This is a genomic window from Streptomyces sp. 3214.6 (assembly GCF_900129855.1).
GTDB classification, from domain to species: Bacteria; Actinomycetota; Actinomycetes; order Streptomycetales; family Streptomycetaceae; genus Streptomyces; species Streptomyces soliscabiei.
Window position 1 is genome coordinate 3,362,655 of record NZ_LT670819.1, and the last position, 17,660, is coordinate 3,380,314.

Consider the following 17,660-nt stretch of genomic DNA (forward strand, 5'->3'; position numbering starts at 1 on the left):
GGTGCCCCCGGCGCCCGCCTCGAACTGCCAGGGATTCGTAGGAGGTGACTCCGAACCCATGCTCGTCCGCGACGCCATGAGCACGGTGGTCCTCACCATCGGCCCCGCACACACCCTCCGTCAGGCCGCCGCCCTGATGTCCGCCCGTCGCGTCGGCGCGGCCATCGTCCTGGACCCGGACGCCGGCGGCATCGGCATCCTCACCGAACGAGACATCCTCAACTCCGTCGGCCTGGGCCAGGATCCGGACACCGAACGCACCGACGCCCACACCACCAACGACGTCGTCTTCGCCGCCCCGAACTGGACCCTGGAGGAGGCGGCCCGGGCCATGGCCCACGGCGGCTTCCGCCATCTGATCGTCCTCGACCGCGACGGCCCGGCCGGCATCGTCTCGGTCCGCGACATCATCCGCTGCTGGGCGCCCGCCCGACAGCAGGTACCGGCCTGAGCACACCCCGAGCACCCGGCGGCCCACCGCCCGCCCAGCCACGAAAACAGCCCCGAGCCCGACTCTGGACTTACTCCAATTCGAGATCAGCTCTAAAGTCACACCCATTCGGGACCTGGTCCGGCTAGCTGTTAGGCTGGAATCATGAGTGACCTTCTGGAACGGCTGCGCGGGCGCGGATGGCGTATGACCGCGCAGCGGCGCGTCGTGGCCGAGGTGCTCGACGGCGAACACGTCCACCTGACCGCCGAGGAAGTGCACGCCAGGGCTGTCGTCCGGCTGCCCGAGATCTCCCGGGCGACCGTCTACAACACACTCGGCGAGCTGGTCTCCCTCGGCGAGGTGCTCGAGGTCGCCACCGACAAACGAGCCAAGCGCTACGACCCGAACGCACACCGCCCGCACCACCACCTGGTGTGCGCCCAGTGCGGCGCGATCAAGGACGTCCACCCGAGCGGCAACCCGCTGGCCGACCTCCCCGACTCGGAACGCTTCGGGTTCGCGGTCTCGGACGTCGAGGTGACGTACCGCGGCATCTGCCCGGCCTGCGCGGCGGCGTAACACCCCGGGGGTTCGGCGCGACGGGTTCCCCCTTGCTGCGCATCGCGGGGGGGCCCGAGCCCGCTGTCCGACGACGTGGACGCGGGGGTGGCCCTGCTGCGGGCCTGCATCCGCACGGTGAACACGTACTTCGTCTCGGACTACAAGAAGGACCCGGCGATCGTCGCCTACCTGGCGAAGCTCCTGAAGATCGACGAGGCACACGACTGAGGGCCGGAACCCTTTCGGATTCCGGCCCCCGGCCTTCAGTAGCGGGGACAGGATTTGAACCTGCGACCTCTGGGTTATGAGCCCAGCGAGCTACCGAGCTGCTCCACCCCGCGTCGATGAATGCAACGTTACGTGAAGCCAACCCACAAAGGCAAATCAATAAGCCGGACCCCCACCTGCACCTACATTTCGCAGGCCAGGACAGACAGCCGACCCGCCACCTCAGCCGGCCCCGCACAACCAGTCGGTCCCGCAACCAGCCCGTCCGGCGCTTGAGGACGAGGCCCCTTCAGGGCCGACAGCAGGGGTCTGGGGGCGGCAGCCCCAGGGCACGGGGCCGCAACCCCGGGTTCCACTCACCCGCGCGGCCAGGGCACCGTAACGGCAGAGTCAGGCGGACAGCTCTTCCCGCAGCGCGTCCCGCAGCCGTGCCGCCCGCTCGGCCACCTCCGCCGGCCCGAGCGACACCGCCCGGTCCGCCCACCGCTGCCCCTCCGCCAGCTCACCGCGACGCGCGTAGACCAGGGCGAGCCGCAACGCCGCCCGCCCATGCCCGGCGTCGGCCGCCCGCGTCCACCACACGGCGGCCTCGGGCTCACTCCCCTCCCGCGCGAGCAGCAGCCCGAGGTTGAAGGCCCCGTTGCGCGACCCGGCCTCGGCGGCCGTGCGGTACCACCGGGCCGCCTCCACCACGTCACCCCGGGCGGCGGCCAGCATGCCGACCCGTACCTGCGCCCGCCGATGTCCCTGCGTCGCGGCCCGCTCGTACCACTCCTCACACTCGGTCTTCTCGTGCACGATCTCCCCGAGCTCGTGCGCCGGCTGCTGCGGCCGCCGCGCGTCGAGCACGGCCGCCAGCCGGTACGCGGCCTCTGCGCTGCCCCCGCCGGCGGCGCACCGCAGATGCCGTTCGGCTTCCTGCTCGTCGCCGTCCCGCAGTCGCGCGATGCCGACCTGCAGCGCCGCCTCGGTGTGCCCGGCGGCCGCCGCCCGCTCGTACCAGCGCAGCGCGACGCTCTCCTCGCCGCGCCCCGCGAAGAGGATCCCGAGGTTGAAGGCGGCGTCGACGCTGCCGGCCTCCGCGGCCTTGGAGAACCATGGCTCGGCCCCGGCGGTGTCGCCGCCCTGGAGCAGCAGGATGGCGAGCGCGTTGGCCGCCTCCCGGTGCCCGGCGTAGGCGGCGCGCCGGTACCACTGCTCGGCCTGCGCGGTGCGGCCCTGCTCGGCGCAGAGCAGGGCGAGGTTGTAGGCGCCGTTGTCGTCCCCGGCGTCCATCGCGGCCCGGTACCAGCGTTCGGCGGTCTGGGTCTGGCCGCGCTCGGCGTGCAGCGCGCCCAGGGCGTTCGCCGCGTTGCCGTCGCCGTCCTGGGCGGCGCGCAGCCACCAGATGGCGGCGCTCTCGGTGTCGCCGGCGTCGCGCAGCAGGAACCCGAGCGCGCAGGCGGCCCGCGCCTCGCCGTCCTTGGCGGACGTCAGATACCAGCGCCCGGCCTCCTTCAGCTCGCCCCGCTTCTCCAGGATCGTCCCGAGGTGCAGCGCGGCCCGCCGGTGCCCACGCGCGGCAGCCTGGCGGTACCACTGCTCGGCGTCCGCCCGCACACTGTGCTCCTTGGGGTCCTCGCGCTCCTCGTGATCCCGGTGGTCAAGGGCGCGGGCCAGCCGGTACGCGGCTTCCCGGTGGCCGCGCTCGGCGGCGGCCCGCATCCACTGCTCGGCACCGGGGTCCCCGCGGTGCTCCAGCAGGTCGGCGAGGGCGTAGGCGCCCAGCGCATGGCCCTGCTCGGCGGACTGCCGCAGCCAGTACTCGGCGGCCGGCTCGTCCCCGCACTCACGACAGTGGCGGCCGAGGGCGTGCGCGGCCGCGGCGGAGCCGGCGACGGCGGCGACCCGCCACCAGCCGGCGGCCTCGTCGGGGTAGCCGCGCTGATGGAGGAGAACACCCAGGTTGTTGGCGGCGGCCCGGTCGCCCTCCGCGGTGGCGGTACGCAGATGGGGCTCGGCTCCGTCGAGGTCGCCACGGCGCAGCAGCATGGCCCCGAGGACGCTCATGGCCTCGGCGTCGCCGGCTTCCGCCGCGAGCCGCAGCCGCATCTCCTCGACGGCCTCCCCCGTCTCGACGGCGTCCGCCGTCTCGTCCCGGCTCTCGTCCGGGGTCGCTTCCTCACCGGAAGGCTGCACAAATCGCCCTGTCTCGAACAGAGTTGCCTTGTCCCCCATAACGTCCATCGTCGCACCACCTGCAACCCGGGTACACCTGGTATACCGCGGCCCGTAAGGTCACTTCAGCGTTTTGTCGACATGCCCACAGAGAGACAAGTCAAACACAGATCGCCCAACTCCCCACAGCGGCGCGGCCATCACTCTCCCCGGCACATGCGTTCGCACACCACGAAGGCCCGGATCCGTTTCCGGATCCGGGCCTTCGTTTTCAGTAGCGGGGACAGGATTTGAACCTGCGACCTCTGGGTTATGAGCCCAGCGAGCTACCGAGCTGCTCCACCCCGCGTCGTGTTCCACAACCGTACCACGACGCGGGGCGAACATGATCAGCCGCTACTTGGACTGGGGCTCGGGCTCGGACTGGCCTTACTCCCGGAGCCGCCGCCGGCTCCGCTGCCCGACCCGCCGCTCGGGCTCGCCGAAGCCTTCGGACTCGGGCTGCTGCTCGCCTTGGCGCCCTTGTCGGCCTCAGCCTGGGCGGCCTCGGCCCGCTTCAGGGCGGCCTCGAGATCCTTCTGCGCCTTGGCGTACGCGTCCCAGTCGGGCTTCTTCAGCGCCTCCTGGCCCGCCTGGAACGCCTTCTGGGCGTCGGCCAGCGCCTCCCGAACCGTCGGGTTGCTCGACGTCGGCGGCGGCGGAGTGGTGCCGGTGCCCTCGTCCGTCGGCGGCGGGGTCGTACTCTCCGCGCCGAACACCTTGTTGAGGGCCGCGTCCAGGGTGTCCTCGAAGGCGGTGTTGCCGCCGTAGGTCACCAACACCTTCTTCAGCAGCGGGTACTTGAGCCCGCCACCGCGCACGTAGACCGGCTCCACGTACAACAGGCCGCCGTCCAGGGGCACCGTGAGCAGGTTGCCGTACTCGATGTCGGAGTCGCCGCCCTTCAGGAGTCTGATGGACTCGGCGATGTCCTGTTCGGAGTTGAACTGGCTCTGGACCTGTTTGGGTCCGTCGACCGTCGTGCTCGTCGGCAGTTTCAGGACTCTGATCTTGCCGTAGTCGGGCGTGCCCGCCTCGGAGTCGACCGCCATGAACGCGCTGAGGTTGTCCCGGCCGTTGGGCGTGAACGTCGTCGTCAGCGAGAACGCCTGCGACTTCTGGTCGGGCATCTTCATGCTCAGGTAGTACGGCGGCACCGCGTCGCCCGACTTGTTGCTCGGGTCGTCCGGCACCTGCCACACCTCGCTGCCGCTGAGGAACGTCGTCGCGTCCTTCACGTGGTAGCGGCTGAGCAGCTCGCGCTGGACCTTGAACAGGTCCTGCGGGTACCGGAGATGGGCCATCAGGTCGGCCGAGATGGACGACTTGGACTCCACCGTGCCGGGGAACGCCTTCATCCAGGTCTTCAGGACCGGGTCCTCGGTGTCCCACTGGTAGAGCTTGACCTCGCCGGTGTACGCGTCGACGGTCGCCTTCACCGAGTTGCGGATGTAGTTGACCTGGTTCTGCTGGGCCACCACCGCGCGGTTGTCGTTGGTCGCGGTCAGCGAGTCGGCCGTCGTATCGCCGAGGGTCGTACGGGAGGCGTACGGGTATCCGTTGGTCGTGGTGTACGCGTCGACGATCCACTGGATCTTGTGGTTCACCACCGCCGGGTAGGCGTCGCCGTCGATGGTCAGCCATGGGGCGACCGCCTCGACGCGCTCCTTCGGCGTGCGATTGTACAGGATCCGCGAACCCTCGCCGATGGCGCCGGAGTACAGGATCTGCGGCTCGCCGAACGCCACCGCGTACGCGGCCCGGTTGACCGGGTTGGAGAGATTGACCCCGCTCTTGCCGGTGTAACTGGTGGTCTTCTCACCCGCGTCGTCGGAGTAGTCGATCTCCTTCTGGGGACCGCCGACGATCGAGTACGTGGTCGTCTTCTCCCCGTAGTACACGCGCTGCTCGTAGGTGCCGAGCTCGCCCTCGGAGGGCAGGTTGGACTCGGTGAAGACCGGGCGGCCCTCGGCGTCGGAGGTGGTGCCCTTGGCGGCGACCACGCCGTAACCGTGGGTGTAGCGGAAGTGGTTGTTGATCCAGTTCTGCTTGTCGACGCCCGCGAGGTTCAGCTCGCGCAGACCGATGACGGTGTCCTCATCGGTGCCCTTCACGTTGTAGCGGTCCACGTCCAGATTGGTCGGGAACGCGTAGTACTTCCGCATCTGCTGGAGCTGCTGGTACGTCGGGGAGACGATGTTCGGGTCCAGGACGCGGATGCTCGCGGTGGCGTCGACGTCGTCGCGCAGCGTCGTCTTGTCCTTGGTGGTGCTCGTACCCGAGTACTCGGTGACCTGAGCGTCGTCGATGCCGTACGCCTCGCGCGTCGCCTTGAGGTTCTTCTCGACGTACGGGGCTTCCTTGGCCTGCTCGTTCGGCTGAACCTGGAACTTCTGGACGATCGCCGGGTACAGCCCGCCGATGAGGATCGCCGAGAGGACCATCAGACCGAAGCCGATCACGGGCAGCTGCCAGGTGCGCCGCCACAGGGTGGCGAAGAACAGCAGCGCGCAGATGACGGCGATGCAGAACAGGATCGTCTTGGCCGGAAGGTAGGCGTTGGCGTCGACGTAGCGCAGGCCCGTCCAGTTGTCCGTGGCCTTGAAGTCGCTGGACTTCACCGCCAGACCGTACCGGTCGAGCCAGTACGCGACGGCCTTCAGCGCGACGAAGATGCCCAGCAGCACCGACAGATGGCCGGTGGCCGCGGCGGTGGCGCGCGCGCCCGGGCTGGTGACGCGCAGCCCGCCGTAGAGGTAGTGGGTGAGCGCGGCGGCGATCAGGGAGAGGATCGTGGCGGCGAAGCCGAAGCCGAGCAGGAACCGGTACCAGGGCAGGTCGAAGGCGAAGAACGAGACGTCGAGGTGGAACTGCGGGTCCTTCTGGCCGAAGGACACCCCGTTGACCCACATCAGCCAGGTCCGCCACTGACCCGCCGCGGAGGCACCGGCGATGAGGCCGACCAGGGCGGTGATGCCCAGCAGCAGCCACGTCTTGTACGGCGCGATGCCCATGCGGTAGCGGTCGAGGCTCTGCTGCTCGACCGACATCGCGCTCAGCGGCGGCCGCATCCGGTGGGCCAGCCAGATGTTGAAGCCGACTGCGAGCGCCATCAGCAGGCCGAAGACGAAGAACAGCCCGATCTTGGTCCAGAGCGTGGTCGTGAACACCGACGAGTAGTGCACCGAGCGGTACCAGAGCCAGTCCGTCCAGAACCCGGCGAACATGGTGAACGCCATGCCGAGGACGGACAGGACGCCCAGTGTCATGAGCAGCGTCCGGACGCGCCGGGACGGGCGGCCCACTCTGATCCGCGGCCCCGTGGGGCCTCCGCCGCGGTCCGGCATCTGGAAAGCCAAGGTGCGCACCTCGAAAGTCGCAGTTGATCCGTCAGGCCCGCGTGTTCGTGGACCGTTCGTGGCCCCCCGTGATCGCGGGCCCACACCTATGCAACTTACTCACCGTTTACTCGGTTCCCGATTCCGGCCAGGAACGAGAGAGGATTGTGACCATGTCCAACACTCCCATGGCGGCGAGCCCGCTCACCCGGGCCGTACTCGAGATCGACGAGTACGCCTCCGGCCTCGGCTGGGACCAGCCCGCCCGCCTTTTCGCCCTCGTAGACACCGCTCGGCTGCGAGCCCAGGAACCGTCGCTCGCCGCCCAGCTCGGCCTTCAGGACGAGCCCGAGACCACCGGTCTCACCCCGATCGAGCAGGACGAAGTGCCAACGGACAAGCCGCTCGACGAGTTCCTCGCCACGATCGCGTGGCCCGACGCGGTCGTCGGCTGTGCCCTCACGGTGGAGCGTCTGATGCTGCCCCCGTCCGCCGAGGCGCAGGTCCCCAAGGGCCTGAGCGACGCGAAGCTCACGAAGTGGGTCGCGGAGCACCCCGACCGCCACGAGGTCCGGATGACGGTCGGCGTCCTGCGCGACGGCACCCGTGACTCGGCCCTTCGCCTGCGCGAGAAGGACGCCCCGACGGAGGTCCTCACGGGCGCGGGCCTGGTGCCGGGCCTGGCGGAGGCGCTGTCGGCGACGTTCGCGGAGTAGCCCGCGCGTCGGTCGGCCTACCCGGCCACTTCGCCTACTTCGTCGTGCACTTGGGCAGGTCGGCGGTGTCGCCGCCACGGATGTCCTTCAGGGCGGTGAGGGCGTCGTCGATGGTGTTCACCTTGACGAGCCTGAGCCCCGAGGGGGTGTCCTTGGCGGCGGCCGCGCAGTTGTCCGCGGGCGTCAGGAAGTACTGGGCGCCCTGGCTGCGCGCGCCGACGGTCTTCATCTCGATGCCGCCGATCGGTCCGACCTTGCCGGCGTCGTCGATGGTCCCGGTGCCGGCGACGAACTTGCCGCCGGTGAGGCTGCCGGGGGTGAGCTTGTCGTAGATGCCGAGCGCGAACATCAGACCGGCGCTGGGCCCGCCGACGTCGGCGAGCTTGATGTCGATGGTGAACGGGAAGGTGTGGTCGGTCCCGGCCGAGATCCCGACGATGGCCCGCTTCGTGCCGGTGTCGTCGGAGGTCGCGGTGGTGATGGTGACGTCCTGGGTCTTGGTCGCCGCCCGGTTCGCCTTCTCGGCGGCCGCCTGCTCCTTCGCCGGGACGATCCGGAAGACGACCTTCTCCCCCGGCTTGTGCTTGGTGACCAGCTTCGCGACGTCACCGGGCTCCTTCACCGCGGTGCCGTCCACTGCCTTGATCACGTCACCGGCGTGCAGCCTGCCCTCCGCCGGGGAGCCCTTCACGACGGTGGAGACGATCACCCAGGACGTCACCGGGATGTTCAGCTCCTTCAGGGCGGCGACCTTGGCGCTCTCCTGGGACTGGCTGAACTCCTCGGCGTTCTCCTGGGTCGACTGCTCCTCGGTCTTGCCGTCCGGGTACAGCGTGTCGTGCGGCACGACCTTGTTGTCGTGCGCGAGCCATCCGTAGACGGCCTCGACGAGGTTCATCCGGTAGTCGGCGCTGGTGACCCGCACCGTGGTCATGTTCAGGTGGCCGCTGGTCGCGTACGTCTTGCGCCCGGCGATCTGCAGCACCGGCTCGCCGCCGTGGTCGCCGAGCGTGTTCACCGTCGGCCCCGGGGACATCTCCGCGTACGGCACGGGGATGAGTACGCCCGCGCACAGGAGCGCGATCAGCATCAGGGTGGAGGCGAGCATCGTCGCGGTGCGGCGTGGCATGCCTCGACAGTACGTGACGCGTCTGTCAGCGCACCGTCAGGGCTGCCACCCGGGTCACGTACGCGAGTGGGGCTTCTCCATGGCCGCGCGGAAGCGGGCGTATCCGTCCAGCTCAGGGCCGTCGCTGCGGGCCTTCCGGGTCCGGTTGGCCCAGCTTCCCCACAGACCGGCGCCGATCGCGGCGACAAGCGGAATCAGCAACCACGCGAGCGCAGCCATGCCTACCTCCCAACCCCGATGTGCCACCACAACTGACTGATCAGCAGATTAACCATCCGCACTGACAACGCTCGCGGCAGGGGACCGGTTACGCAACCGGACGGTGGCGGTCGCAGACCGTGGCGGGGCTCAGCAGCGGGCAGTACTCAACAAACCCCAACCCATTCCTCGGTACCGTCGGAGAACTTCTGGTGCTTCCAGATGGGCACCTCGTGCTTGAGGTCGTCGATCAGCTTCCGGCAGGCCTCGAAGGCCTCCCCACGGTGCGGACACGACACGGCGACAACGACGGCGAGATCGCCGACGCGGAGGTCCCCGACCCGGTGCACGGCGGCCAGCGCCCGTACCGGGTGGTCGGCGACGACCTTCTCGGCGATCCGCCGCATCTCCGCCTCGGCGCTGGGATGGCACGAGTACCCGAGCGCGTCGACGTCGGCGCCCCCGTCGTGGTTGCGCACGGTGCCCACGAACAGCGCCGTCCCACCGGCCGCGTCGTCCCCGACGGCCTTGAAGACCTCGTCCAGGGAGAGCGCCGTGTCACGAACGGCGATCAGCTTGATGGGATCCTGCGCTGCCCGCTCGCCGGGGTGATCGTTGGTGGCTGCCATACCCCCATCGTGCCGCACCCCGGGAAGCAGACGAAACGGCGGATCGCCCGGCACACGCGCGTGCCGTTCGAAACGGCCTGCAGAACCAGCACGAACGACCTGTCCACGGCTCCGCTCCGGCGAGAGGCCCCCTTGCCGGAGGGAACCCCGCCGTGCGCTCCCGCCGCTACCGCCGCCGGGCCTTCCGGGCCCGCCGCACCACGGCGGCCGCGCCCAGCAGAGCGACCGTCGCCCCCGCAGCCCCCGCAGCCGTCGCGTCCTTGCGACCCAGCCGCCGCCCGACGACCGTGTGCCGCCCGGACACCTCCTCCAGCAGCTCCGCGAGCACCTCCTCGTTGGTCCACTGCGGCCGCCATCCCGCGTCGTGCAGCCGGCTCCCGCTCACCACCCAGGGGTACATCGTGTACGCCAGGTCGCCCGCCGGAGACGGCGTCAGCCCGATCCGGTGCAGCCGGGCGGCGGCGCCCAGCGCGACCGCGGACGGCAGCTCCATCCGCCGGATCCCGCTGAGCTCCTCGACCTCCTCCTGCTCCAGCCACCCGTCACAGCCCACGGCCAGTTCGCCGTCGACCTTCTCCAGGACGGCGTACTCCAGAGCGCCCACCAGGTCCTCGACGTGGCAGAACTGCCAGGCCGGCCGCGACCCGGCGACGACCAGCAGCCGCGGCGACTCGAAGTACCGCGTCAGCGCCGTGTCGGTGCCTCCGACGAGCACCGCGGGACGCACCACGGTCACGTTGAGCCCCGGATGCGCCCGGGGCGCACGCCGGGCGAGCCGTTCGATTTCCAGGAGGTCGCCGACGCCGGTGGCCTCGGCCGTCGCCCGCAGCTCCGCGTCCTCCGAGAGCGGCAGCTCGTTGTCCTCCAGCGCTCCGTACACCATCGCGGAGGTGCACAGCACGACGCGGTGCACCCCGGCCGCCGCGGCGGCCGTCAGCACGGTCTGCGTACCGCGCACGTTGTAGGCCGTCCGGGCGGCGGCGTCACTCCCCAGGTCGAGGTCGAGCGCGAGGTGGACCACGACGTCCGCTCCGCGGAGCTTTTCGGCGATCGCAGGGTCGCGGACGTCGAGGATGTGCCACTGTGCCGCGTCGCACTCGCCTCGCCGCTCGTCGATGGCGACGACCTGCTTGACCTCCTCGGACGCGGCGAGCCGCTCGGTGAGCAGCGCGCCGACCCCGGTCGCGGCGCCGGTCACGGCGACTACGGGCCCGCGCGCACCGCCCGGGGTCGATCGGTTTCGCGCTGCGCGAACCTGCGGATCTGGGGAACTCACCAGGTGTCTCCAGCGGTTGTCTTGGCATACGGGCGCGAGTGACGCGTACGTACCAGTGGCATCCATCCTGCCGCAGGCCAGGAGTCGGCGAAGCACCGAGGCCCGATCGAGCCGGGGTGTCTACGCTGGGTGGTGTTGCAGGGCAGTCGCCGCCGGCCGAGAAACCGGTGGCCTTACCAGCCGAGGAACCCCGTGAGTGACACCCCATTCGGATTCGGCCTTCCGCCGGAGGAGCCGGAAGACGGCGACGAGGGCAAGAAGAAGGACTCGCAGAGCGGCGGTGGTCAGGGACCGGCCAACCCGTTCGGTTTCGGCGGGCTGCCCGGTGCCGGAGGCTTCGGCGGCCCGGGCGGTCCGGGCGCCGACAATCCGCTCGCCGCGATGTTCGGCTCACTGAACCCCAACGACCTGGGGGCCGCGTTCCAGCAGCTGGGCCAGATGCTCTCCTACGAGGGCGGCCCGGTGAACTGGGACATGGCCAAGCAGATCGCCCGTCAGACGGTCTCGCAGGGCACCTCCGACGGGGTGAAGGACGTGAGCGTCGGCCCCTCCGAGCGCACCGCGGTCCAGGAGGCCGTCCGTCTGGCCGATCTGTGGCTGGACGACGCGACGTCCCTGCCGTCCGGCGCGGCCTCGGCGGTGGCGTGGTCGCGCGCGGAGTGGGTCGAGGCGACCCTGCCCGCGTGGAAGGAGCTCGTCGACCCGGTCGCCGAGCGCGTCGGCGCGGCCATGGGCGATGTCTTGCCGGAGGAGATGCAGGCCATGGCCGGCCCACTGATCGGCATGATGCGCTCCATGGGCGGCGCGATGTTCGGCTCGCAGATCGGGCAGGCCGTGGGCGTCCTGGCGGGCGAGGTCGTCGGCTCGACCGACATCGGTCTGCCGCTCGGCCCGGCCGGGCGTGCCGCGCTGCTGCCGGTGAACATCGAGGCGTTCGGCAAGGACCTGGGCGTGGCGAAGGACGAGGTGCGGCTGTATCTCGCACTGCGCGAGGCCGCCCACCAGCGTCTGTTCGCGCACGTGCCGTGGCTGCGCTCGCACCTGTTCGGCGCGGTCGAGGGCTACGCGCGCGGGATCAAGGTCGACACGGCCAAGCTGGAGGACGTGGTCGGTCAGTTCGACCCGCAGAACCCCGAGCAGTTGCAGGACGCTCTGCAGCAGGGCATGTTCCAGCCGGAGGACACCCCGGAGCAGAAGGCCGCCCTGGCCCGTCTGGAGACGGCCCTGGCGCTCGTCGAGGGCTGGGTGGACGCGGTGGTGCACGCCGCCGCGAAGCCGCGCCTGACGTCCGCCGACGCCCTGCGTGAGACGCTGCGCCGCCGGCGCGCCACGGGCGGTCCCGCGGAGCAGACGTTCGCGACGCTGATCGGTCTGGAGCTGCGCCCGCGTCGCCTGCGGGACGCCTCCCGTCTGTGGGCCTCGCTGACGGACGCGCGCGGGGTGGACGGCCGGGACGCCCTGTGGGCCCACCCGGACATGCTGCCCACGGCCTCCGACCTGGACGACCCGGACGGCTTCGTGCACCGCGAGCACATGGACTTCTCCGAGTGGGACAAGATGCTCGGCGAGGCGGCGAACGGCGGCCCGGGCGAGAAGCCGAACCTGAAGAAGGACGCCGGCGAACACGGCTCCGGACGCGACTCCAAGGGCGACGACACCGAGTGAGCCTGTACGACGACGCGGTCCTCGTCCTGAAGGAGTACGAGGGCCAGGAAGAGCTGCGCCAGACCTACCTGGATCATCTCGGGACGCATCCGGACGGCATGTGGAAGGCCTGCGGGGACGGGCACATCACGGCGAGCGCGCTGGTGATCGACCCGGAGCACGGGCGGGTGCTGCTCACGCTCCACAAGAAGCTGCGCAAGTGGCTGCAGATGGGCGGCCACTGCGAGCCGGTCGACGCGACGCTGGCGGCCGCGGCCCTGCGGGAGGGCACCGAGGAGTCGGGCGTCCCCGGGCTGGCTTTGCTGCCCGGCGGGCCGGTGCGCCTGGACCGGCATCTCACGCCGTGCGCCTGGCACTTCGACGTCCAGTACGCGGCGCTCGCTCCGGCGGGGGCCGTGGAGGCCATCAGCGACGAGTCGCTCGACCTGCGCTGGTTCCCCTACGCCGAGGTGGCTGGGGTCGCCGACGAGTCGGTCGTCCGGCTGCTGGAAGCCACCCTCGCGCGGCTGTGAGCCTGAACGGGTAAGGGGCGACCTTCCAGGTGGCCGCCCCTTACGTTTGTTTTCCGGACGGTTCGGCAGCGCCCCAAAGGGGCGCGGGAACCGCGCGGCCGGCCACGACGGGCCCGCAGCCGATCGACGGGCCCATCGCGGCGCTACCAGCGGAGCGCTCAGCTCCAGACGTTGCCCTGGTTCTGACCGCGTGCCCCGTGCTGCCCCATGCCGTACTGGGCGGCCAGACCGGAGCCGATCGCCGCGTTCTGCGGCGGCAGCAGCTCGCTGGGCTGGACGAGCGCGTAGCCGGTGCCCATGAAGCTGAGCTCCCAGCCCTCACCGGTGTTGCCACGCCGGCGCCACACCCCGGAGGAGTGCGTCTGGGCCTGCATCTGCACCCGCAGCCCGGTCGACCAGGCGACGATCGCGTCGGCATCGCAGTTGACGTACTTGTCGGGCGTGACCTGCATCATCAGGGGCGCGCCCGAGGTCATCAGCGCGACCCTGCCCCGGCCGGTGATGTTGAGCTGGTACTTCCCGGAGCCGGAGATGCCGTACTGGCTGTCCACGGCGATGACGTCGTAGTGCAGCGAGGAGTCCATGGCCAGCACATAGCTGCCGTCGACGGTCAGCCCGTCCTGCTCCACATCCATCAGGTGGACGTGCTGGGCGAGGTTGGCGAGGTAGACCGTGCCCTGCCCGTGGCAGCGCATGAGGTCCAGTCCCTCGCCGGTGTACGCACGCGCGCGTCCCTGCTGGTTGCTCTGGTACTCGGCGTCGAACTCCATCAGGCCCTGGTAGGCGACCATCGTGCCCTTGCGGGCGAGGATGTCGTCGTGGCCCTCCAGGGTGACGCGGAGCATCTGCTTGTTCTGCAGACTCCAGCGTTCCTGGGTCTGCGAGTCGTTGTGCGCGAAAAGTGGGCTCTGCATGGCGTTTCTGGCTCCCCCTCAGCCCCGGACCCGAAGGCGGTCCGTGCTGTCCTCGCTGGGCTGGACGACGACGATGCCCTGACCGGAGAAGGCCATCTGGTAGGCCTCGCCGCTGCCCCGGCCGATGAGCGACTGCGCCTTGAAGCTGCGCTTGCCCTTCACCTTGAGGTTCGGCGACCAGGCGACGAGCGCGTCGGGGTCGACGTACGTCTCGTCCTCGCCGCCTCCGCAGTCGACGACGATGGGCTTGCCCCGGGAGGTCAGTGCGACCCAGCCCTGCCCGGAGATCTTGGTGTTCCACAGGCCCTGTCCGGCGAACTTCGCAAGCCCCTTGACGCGTTCGACGCCCCAGGTGAGGTGTGCGTCGAAGGCGAGCAGATTGGTGGCGTTGACGGAGATGCCGTCGCCGTTGAGGTTGATGACGACGACGTTCGCCCCGTAGTCGGCGAGGTAGAGCAGGCCGTCACCGGTGCACTTCATCAGAGGCGCGCCCTCGCCGGTCATCCAGTCGCGTGCGATCTGGCGCACGGCCGGCGGGTTGGGCTCGTACTGGACGAAGCCCTCGTAGGCGACCATCGAGCCCACGCGCGCGAAGAGGTCGTTCCCGGTCTGCATGGCGACCTTCAGCATGTGGTTGCCGTGGTTCTCCATGCGCGCGGTGACGGGTGCGGGGGCGTAGCCCGCGAGCGGCTGGTTCATGACGGGCTCCCTCAGACCTCGTACGGCTGGACGACGATGAAGTTGCCGGGAGCGCCCCGGAACTGGAGATTCACGCTCTCGCCGGTGTCGCCGGGGTAGGCGTTGCGGCGCATCCGCACCTGGCTGGAGACGACCACCTGGGAGGCGGCCGACCAGGCGACGACGGCGTTGCAGTCGGCGAACGTGGTGGGCGTGACCGGCAGGACGACGGGCGTACCGTGTGTCTTCACGACGATCGTGCCGGTGCCCTGGAACTGCATGGTGAACAGCGCGCCCCCGGGGATGCCGTGGCCCTCGATGCGGCGGACCTCGTACTGGAGGCTCTCGTCGAAGGCGAGGACGTTCTCGGCGGAGACGCAGAGGGCGTCGCCCTGGAGTTCGACGGGGTGGAGGTGGGTGGAGTTCTCGGCGAGGAAGACCTGACCCTGGCCGGTGCAGCGCATCAGCTGCATTTCCTGGCCGGTCGCGTTGCCCACGATCCGGCCGGCGAACCCGGCGCCCTTGTAGCTGAAGTCGACCTTGCCCTGGTAGAGGACCATGCTGCCCTGCCGGGCGAGCACCGGCTGGCCGCCGATGCCGAGGTCGACGCGGATCAGCTTCTTGTTCTGCTGCGTCCAGCGCTGTCCGGTGGGCGTCTCCTTGAACTGCTGGAGCGCGGCGGTCACACCGGCGCCGCCCTGGGGCGCGCCCTGCGGGACGCCGTACGCCCCCTGCTGGCCCGGGACCTGCCCGAACGGCGGCTGCTGGCCATAGCCGGGCGGCTGGCTCGGCTGGCCGTAGCCGGGCGGGGCCTGCGGGGCGTGGGGCTGCTGGCCGTAGCCGGGCGGCATGGGCGCGGTCGGCGCGGGGGGCTGACCGTAGGACTGCTGCTGCGGCGGCTGCCCGTAGGGCGCGGGGGCCGGAGCGGGGGGCGGGACCTGGCCGCCGCCGGGCGGGGTCATGGGCGCGACGATGGTCGGCGCGGCGTGCATCGAGGGCGCGGGCGCCGGGGCGTGCGGCGCTGTCGCGCCGGGCGGAGGCGCGAAGCCCTGGGCGGCGGGCTGCGGGGCAGGGGCTGGGGCTGCCGGCGCGCCGAAGGCGGGCGGGGCGAAGCCCGGAGCGGCGGCAGCGGCCTGCGGCTGCTGCGGAGCGGCGGGGGCCTCCTCCTCGGCGACCTCGCCGCCGAAGTTCTTCAGCAGCGCCTCCAGTCCGCCGTCAAAGCCCTGTCCGACGGCCGCGAACCGCCACACGTCCTTCAGATAGAAGTCCCCCAGCATCACGGCGCGCTCGGTGGTGAACTCCGAGCCATTGAACGCGTAGCGGGCCACTTCCTCGCCGCCGGCGACGATGCGGAGGTAGCCGGGGCCGATCTGTGACATCTGTCCGGCGCCGTCGAGGGTCGCCGTGAAGGCCAGCTTCTGGATCTGCGGCGGGATCCGGTCCAGCGTGATGCGGAAGGATTCCGTGTCGCCGGCCTGGGCGCCCAGGAGTTGGATGGACTCCTCGGGAGACTTCGGCTGGTTGAAGAAGACGAAGTAGCGGTCGTCCGACAGCCGTTCGTCGGCGTCGAGGCCGAAGCAGCTGATGTCGAAGGTCAGACCGGGACCGGCGATCTGCACGCCTACGTACAGATCGGTGCCCGCGGTGAGGTCACTGATCCTGGCCTTGTGGCCGCGTTGGAATTCCCTGGGCATGCGTAACGACCGTCCCCCATCCCGATTGCGAGTGCGTCGCGTCAGGCTAACGGCAAAGTCCGACAACGCACGATGTCGGTACAGACCCGGTACACAACCCGCGTCCCGTGGTATCGGACGCGTTCACTGCGCGCGCGGTGCAGGTCACTCGTCGCGTGCGCCGGGCAGGTGGGGCAGCCGTTCGGCCGCAACGACGCCCTCCAGGTAGCCACGGGCGCGCTCCGTGCGCGGGTACGCCTCCAGCAGTCGCCAGAAGTCGGGGCCGTGGCCGGGCACAAGCAGATGCGCGAGTTCGTGGGCGAGGACGTAGTCGATGACGTACTCGGGCATGCCCTTGAGGCGGTGGGACAGGCGGATGCTGCCCTCGGCCGGGGTGCACGAGCCCCAGCGGGTGTTCTGGTTGGTCACCCAACGCACCGAGGTGGGCCTGGCCCGGCCGTCGAAGCACTGGGCCGACAGCCGCTCGGCGCGCTCGGCCAACTCGGCGTCGCCGGGCACCCGCCGGCTCTCCTGGGCGGCGAGTTTGTCGAGCATGACGCTCACCCAGCGTTGTTCCTCGGCCTCGGACATCCGGGCGGGGATGAGCACGATGGTGCGATCGCCCTCGCGGTACGCGGAGACCGTCCGACGTCGACGGGGACTCCTGCGGACCTCGATCGCGCTCACCCCGGAGCCGCTCGGCGGCTGGCTCGTCGGCTTCCGCTGTGGCGTTCCGGCGCGGTGCAGTGGGTCGGCGGGCACGCCCCGACGTTACCCGCTGCACACGGGGGAAGTCCCGACTCCGGGACGGTTCGGTTCCGATCTCTCCCGCCGCGTTTGCCTCATACGACGGATTTGTACGATGAACGCCCCTGCCTGTGGACAACTTTCGGCAGGCTCGGACGGGTCCGGGCATGCTGGCACTCGTCGGCGGAGCGAGGAGGACCCCACGCCCCTCGTTCCGCCGACGTGACGGGGAGTTTCCAGGCATACGGGGGCCTTTGATGCATCCGATGGTGAAGCCCGCGCTGCGGCGCGGCTGGCGTGACCTCAACACGGTGCAGTTCGGAATGACTCCGGCGCACGCACTGACGCTCGGCCCGGTGGACACGGCGACGGGCAGTTTCCTCGACCTGCTTGACGGCACCCGCGGGCTCGCGCTGCTGCGCGAGGAGGGCCGCCGCATGGACCTGCCCGACGGGCATGTCGACCGGCTGGTGGAGCGGCTGGCGCGGGCGGGGCTGCTCGACGACGCGCGCGGCGGCGGGCCGGAAGCCGCGGCCCTGCGGGAGAAGACGGCGGTCCTGGACCGGCTGCGCCCCGACCTGGCCGCGCTGTCCCTCATCACCGCCGATCCGGGAGACGCGATCGAGCAGCTCACCGCCCGACGCCGGATGCGGGTCCAGGTACGCTGTGGACGACGGCGTAATTCCCCGGGGCGACGGTCACGTAATTCCCCAGGTCCTGGCCTTTGTGTGGGGCTAGGTTGTTAGAGGCTGTCCGGTGTCGGCAGG

The 17,660-nt window shown here is 70.6% G+C and carries 15 protein-coding genes, 2 tRNA genes and 2 pseudogenes; 7 read left to right on the top strand and 12 right to left on the bottom strand.

Annotated features, from left to right (window positions below):
• Positions 1 to 58: 58 nt before the first annotated feature.
• The 3 genes and pseudogenes from B5557_RS14980 to B5557_RS45695 all read left to right on the top strand — a co-directional run.
• Positions 59 to 451, top strand: coding sequence for a CBS domain-containing protein (locus B5557_RS14980; RefSeq protein WP_079659780.1), 393 nt, complete (start codon positions 59 to 61; stop codon positions 449 to 451).
• Between the two features lie 144 nt (positions 452 to 595).
• On the top strand, positions 596 to 1,012 hold the full coding sequence (locus tag B5557_RS14985) for a Fur family transcriptional regulator (protein WP_079659782.1): 417 nt from the start codon (positions 596 to 598) through the stop codon (positions 1,010 to 1,012).
• A 51-nt stretch (positions 1,013 to 1,063) separates the two neighbouring features.
• Positions 1,064 to 1,213: pseudogene (locus B5557_RS45695) on the top strand (ABC transporter substrate-binding protein); the annotation flags it as partial.
• A gap of 48 nt (positions 1,214 to 1,261) precedes the next feature.
• Here B5557_RS45695 and B5557_RS14990 read toward each other — a convergent pair.
• From B5557_RS14990 to B5557_RS15005, 4 genes are all read right to left on the bottom strand, one after another.
• A tRNA-Met gene (locus tag B5557_RS14990) sits at positions 1,262 to 1,335 on the bottom strand.
• Positions 1,336 to 1,612: 277 nt separating this feature from the next.
• Positions 1,613 to 3,448, bottom strand: coding sequence for a tetratricopeptide repeat protein (locus B5557_RS14995; RefSeq protein ID WP_079659783.1), 1,836 nt, complete (start codon positions 3,446 to 3,448; stop codon positions 1,613 to 1,615).
• A gap of 206 nt (positions 3,449 to 3,654) precedes the next feature.
• Positions 3,655 to 3,728 (bottom strand) — tRNA-Met (locus B5557_RS15000).
• Positions 3,729 to 3,768: 40 nt separating this feature from the next.
• Positions 3,769 to 6,765, bottom strand: a complete 2,997-nt coding sequence (locus B5557_RS15005; RefSeq protein WP_079659785.1) for a UPF0182 family membrane protein — start codon at positions 6,763 to 6,765, stop codon at positions 3,769 to 3,771.
• Positions 6,766 to 6,929: 164 nt separating this feature from the next.
• On the opposite strand from B5557_RS15005, the gene B5557_RS15010 reads away from it, so the two are divergent.
• Positions 6,930 to 7,472 (top strand): PPA1309 family protein, encoded by a 543-nt coding sequence (locus B5557_RS15010; protein ID WP_269460214.1) that lies wholly within the window; start codon positions 6,930 to 6,932, stop codon positions 7,470 to 7,472.
• Between the two features lie 34 nt (positions 7,473 to 7,506).
• On the opposite strand, the gene B5557_RS15015 is transcribed toward B5557_RS15010, so the two are convergent.
• The 4 genes from B5557_RS15015 to B5557_RS15025 all read right to left on the bottom strand — a co-directional run bounded on the left by B5557_RS15015 (position 7,507) and on the right by B5557_RS15025 (position 10,704).
• On the bottom strand, positions 7,507 to 8,601 hold the full coding sequence (locus tag B5557_RS15015; RefSeq protein ID WP_079659788.1) for a YlbL family protein: 1,095 nt from the start codon (positions 8,599 to 8,601) through the stop codon (positions 7,507 to 7,509).
• 54 nt (positions 8,602 to 8,655) lie between these two features.
• On the bottom strand, positions 8,656 to 8,820 hold the full coding sequence (locus B5557_RS44225; protein WP_173877681.1) for a hypothetical protein: 165 nt from the start codon (positions 8,818 to 8,820) through the stop codon (positions 8,656 to 8,658).
• Positions 8,821 to 8,966: 146 nt separating this feature from the next.
• Complete coding sequence (locus B5557_RS15020) at positions 8,967 to 9,428, bottom strand: molybdenum cofactor biosynthesis protein MoaE (RefSeq protein ID WP_079659789.1); 462 nt, start codon at positions 9,426 to 9,428, stop codon at positions 8,967 to 8,969.
• A gap of 166 nt (positions 9,429 to 9,594) precedes the next feature.
• Entirely contained in the window at positions 9,595 to 10,704 is a 1,110-nt protein-coding gene (locus B5557_RS15025) for an SDR family oxidoreductase (protein ID WP_079659791.1), read from the bottom strand.
• A 192-nt stretch (positions 10,705 to 10,896) separates the two neighbouring features.
• Between B5557_RS15025 and B5557_RS15030 the strand changes: the two genes are divergently transcribed.
• On the top strand, positions 10,897 to 12,369 hold the full coding sequence (locus tag B5557_RS15030) for a zinc-dependent metalloprotease (RefSeq protein WP_079659792.1): 1,473 nt from the start codon (positions 10,897 to 10,899) through the stop codon (positions 12,367 to 12,369).
• Positions 12,366 to 12,881: an NUDIX hydrolase gene (locus B5557_RS15035; RefSeq protein ID WP_079659794.1), complete on the top strand. Its 516-nt coding sequence runs from the start codon at positions 12,366 to 12,368 to the stop codon at positions 12,879 to 12,881. Before B5557_RS15030 ends, B5557_RS15035 begins: the two co-directional genes overlap by 4 nt.
• A 158-nt stretch (positions 12,882 to 13,039) precedes the next feature.
• Here the strand turns inward: B5557_RS15035 and B5557_RS15040 are convergent, their stop codons facing one another.
• From B5557_RS15040 to B5557_RS15055, 4 genes are all read right to left on the bottom strand, one after another.
• A complete protein-coding gene (locus tag B5557_RS15040; RefSeq protein ID WP_079659795.1) occupies positions 13,040 to 13,795 on the bottom strand; it encodes an AIM24 family protein in 756 nt (251 codons plus the stop codon).
• 18 nt (positions 13,796 to 13,813) lie between these two features.
• On the bottom strand, positions 13,814 to 14,494 hold the full coding sequence (locus B5557_RS15045) for an AIM24 family protein (protein ID WP_079659796.1): 681 nt from the start codon (positions 14,492 to 14,494) through the stop codon (positions 13,814 to 13,816).
• Between the two features lie 11 nt (positions 14,495 to 14,505).
• Positions 14,506 to 16,167, bottom strand: a complete 1,662-nt coding sequence (locus tag B5557_RS15050; RefSeq protein ID WP_079659798.1) for a TerD family protein — start codon at positions 16,165 to 16,167, stop codon at positions 14,506 to 14,508.
• A gap of 144 nt (positions 16,168 to 16,311) precedes the next feature.
• Positions 16,312 to 16,908: a M48 metallopeptidase family protein gene (locus tag B5557_RS15055; RefSeq protein ID WP_079659800.1), complete on the bottom strand. Its 597-nt coding sequence runs from the start codon at positions 16,906 to 16,908 to the stop codon at positions 16,312 to 16,314.
• 242 nt (positions 16,909 to 17,150) lie between these two features.
• On the opposite strand from B5557_RS15055, the pseudogene B5557_RS15060 reads away from it, so the two are divergent.
• Positions 17,151 to 17,558, top strand: a pseudogene (locus B5557_RS15060) (ThiF family adenylyltransferase); the annotation flags it as partial.
• Positions 17,559 to 17,660 lie beyond the last annotated feature (102 nt).

Excerpts from the sequence above, each read along its gene's own strand:
- B5557_RS14980 (WP_079659780.1), top strand. The coding sequence starts at position 59 with ATGCTCGTCCGCGACGCCATGAGCACGGTGGTCCTCACCATCGGCCCC.
- B5557_RS14985 (WP_079659782.1), top strand. The coding sequence starts at position 596 with ATGAGTGACCTTCTGGAACGGCTGCGCGGGCGCGGATGGCGTATGACC.
- B5557_RS14995 (WP_079659783.1), bottom strand. The coding sequence starts at position 3,448 with ATGGACGTTATGGGGGACAAGGCAACTCTGTTCGAGACAGGGCGATTT.
- B5557_RS15005 (WP_079659785.1), bottom strand. The coding sequence starts at position 6,765 with ATGCCGGACCGCGGCGGAGGCCCCACGGGGCCGCGGATCAGAGTGGGC.
- B5557_RS15010 (WP_269460214.1), top strand. The coding sequence starts at position 6,930 with ATGTCCAACACTCCCATGGCGGCGAGCCCGCTCACCCGGGCCGTACTC.
- B5557_RS15015 (WP_079659788.1), bottom strand. The coding sequence starts at position 8,601 with ATGCCACGCCGCACCGCGACGATGCTCGCCTCCACCCTGATGCTGATC.
- B5557_RS44225 (WP_173877681.1), bottom strand. The coding sequence starts at position 8,820 with ATGGCTGCGCTCGCGTGGTTGCTGATTCCGCTTGTCGCCGCGATCGGC.
- B5557_RS15020 (WP_079659789.1), bottom strand. The coding sequence starts at position 9,428 with ATGGCAGCCACCAACGATCACCCCGGCGAGCGGGCAGCGCAGGATCCC.
- B5557_RS15040 (WP_079659795.1), bottom strand. The coding sequence starts at position 13,795 with ATGCAGAGCCCACTTTTCGCGCACAACGACTCGCAGACCCAGGAACGC.
- B5557_RS15045 (WP_079659796.1), bottom strand. The coding sequence starts at position 14,494 with ATGAACCAGCCGCTCGCGGGCTACGCCCCCGCACCCGTCACCGCGCGC.
- B5557_RS15050 (WP_079659798.1), bottom strand. The coding sequence starts at position 16,167 with ATGCCCAGGGAATTCCAACGCGGCCACAAGGCCAGGATCAGTGACCTC.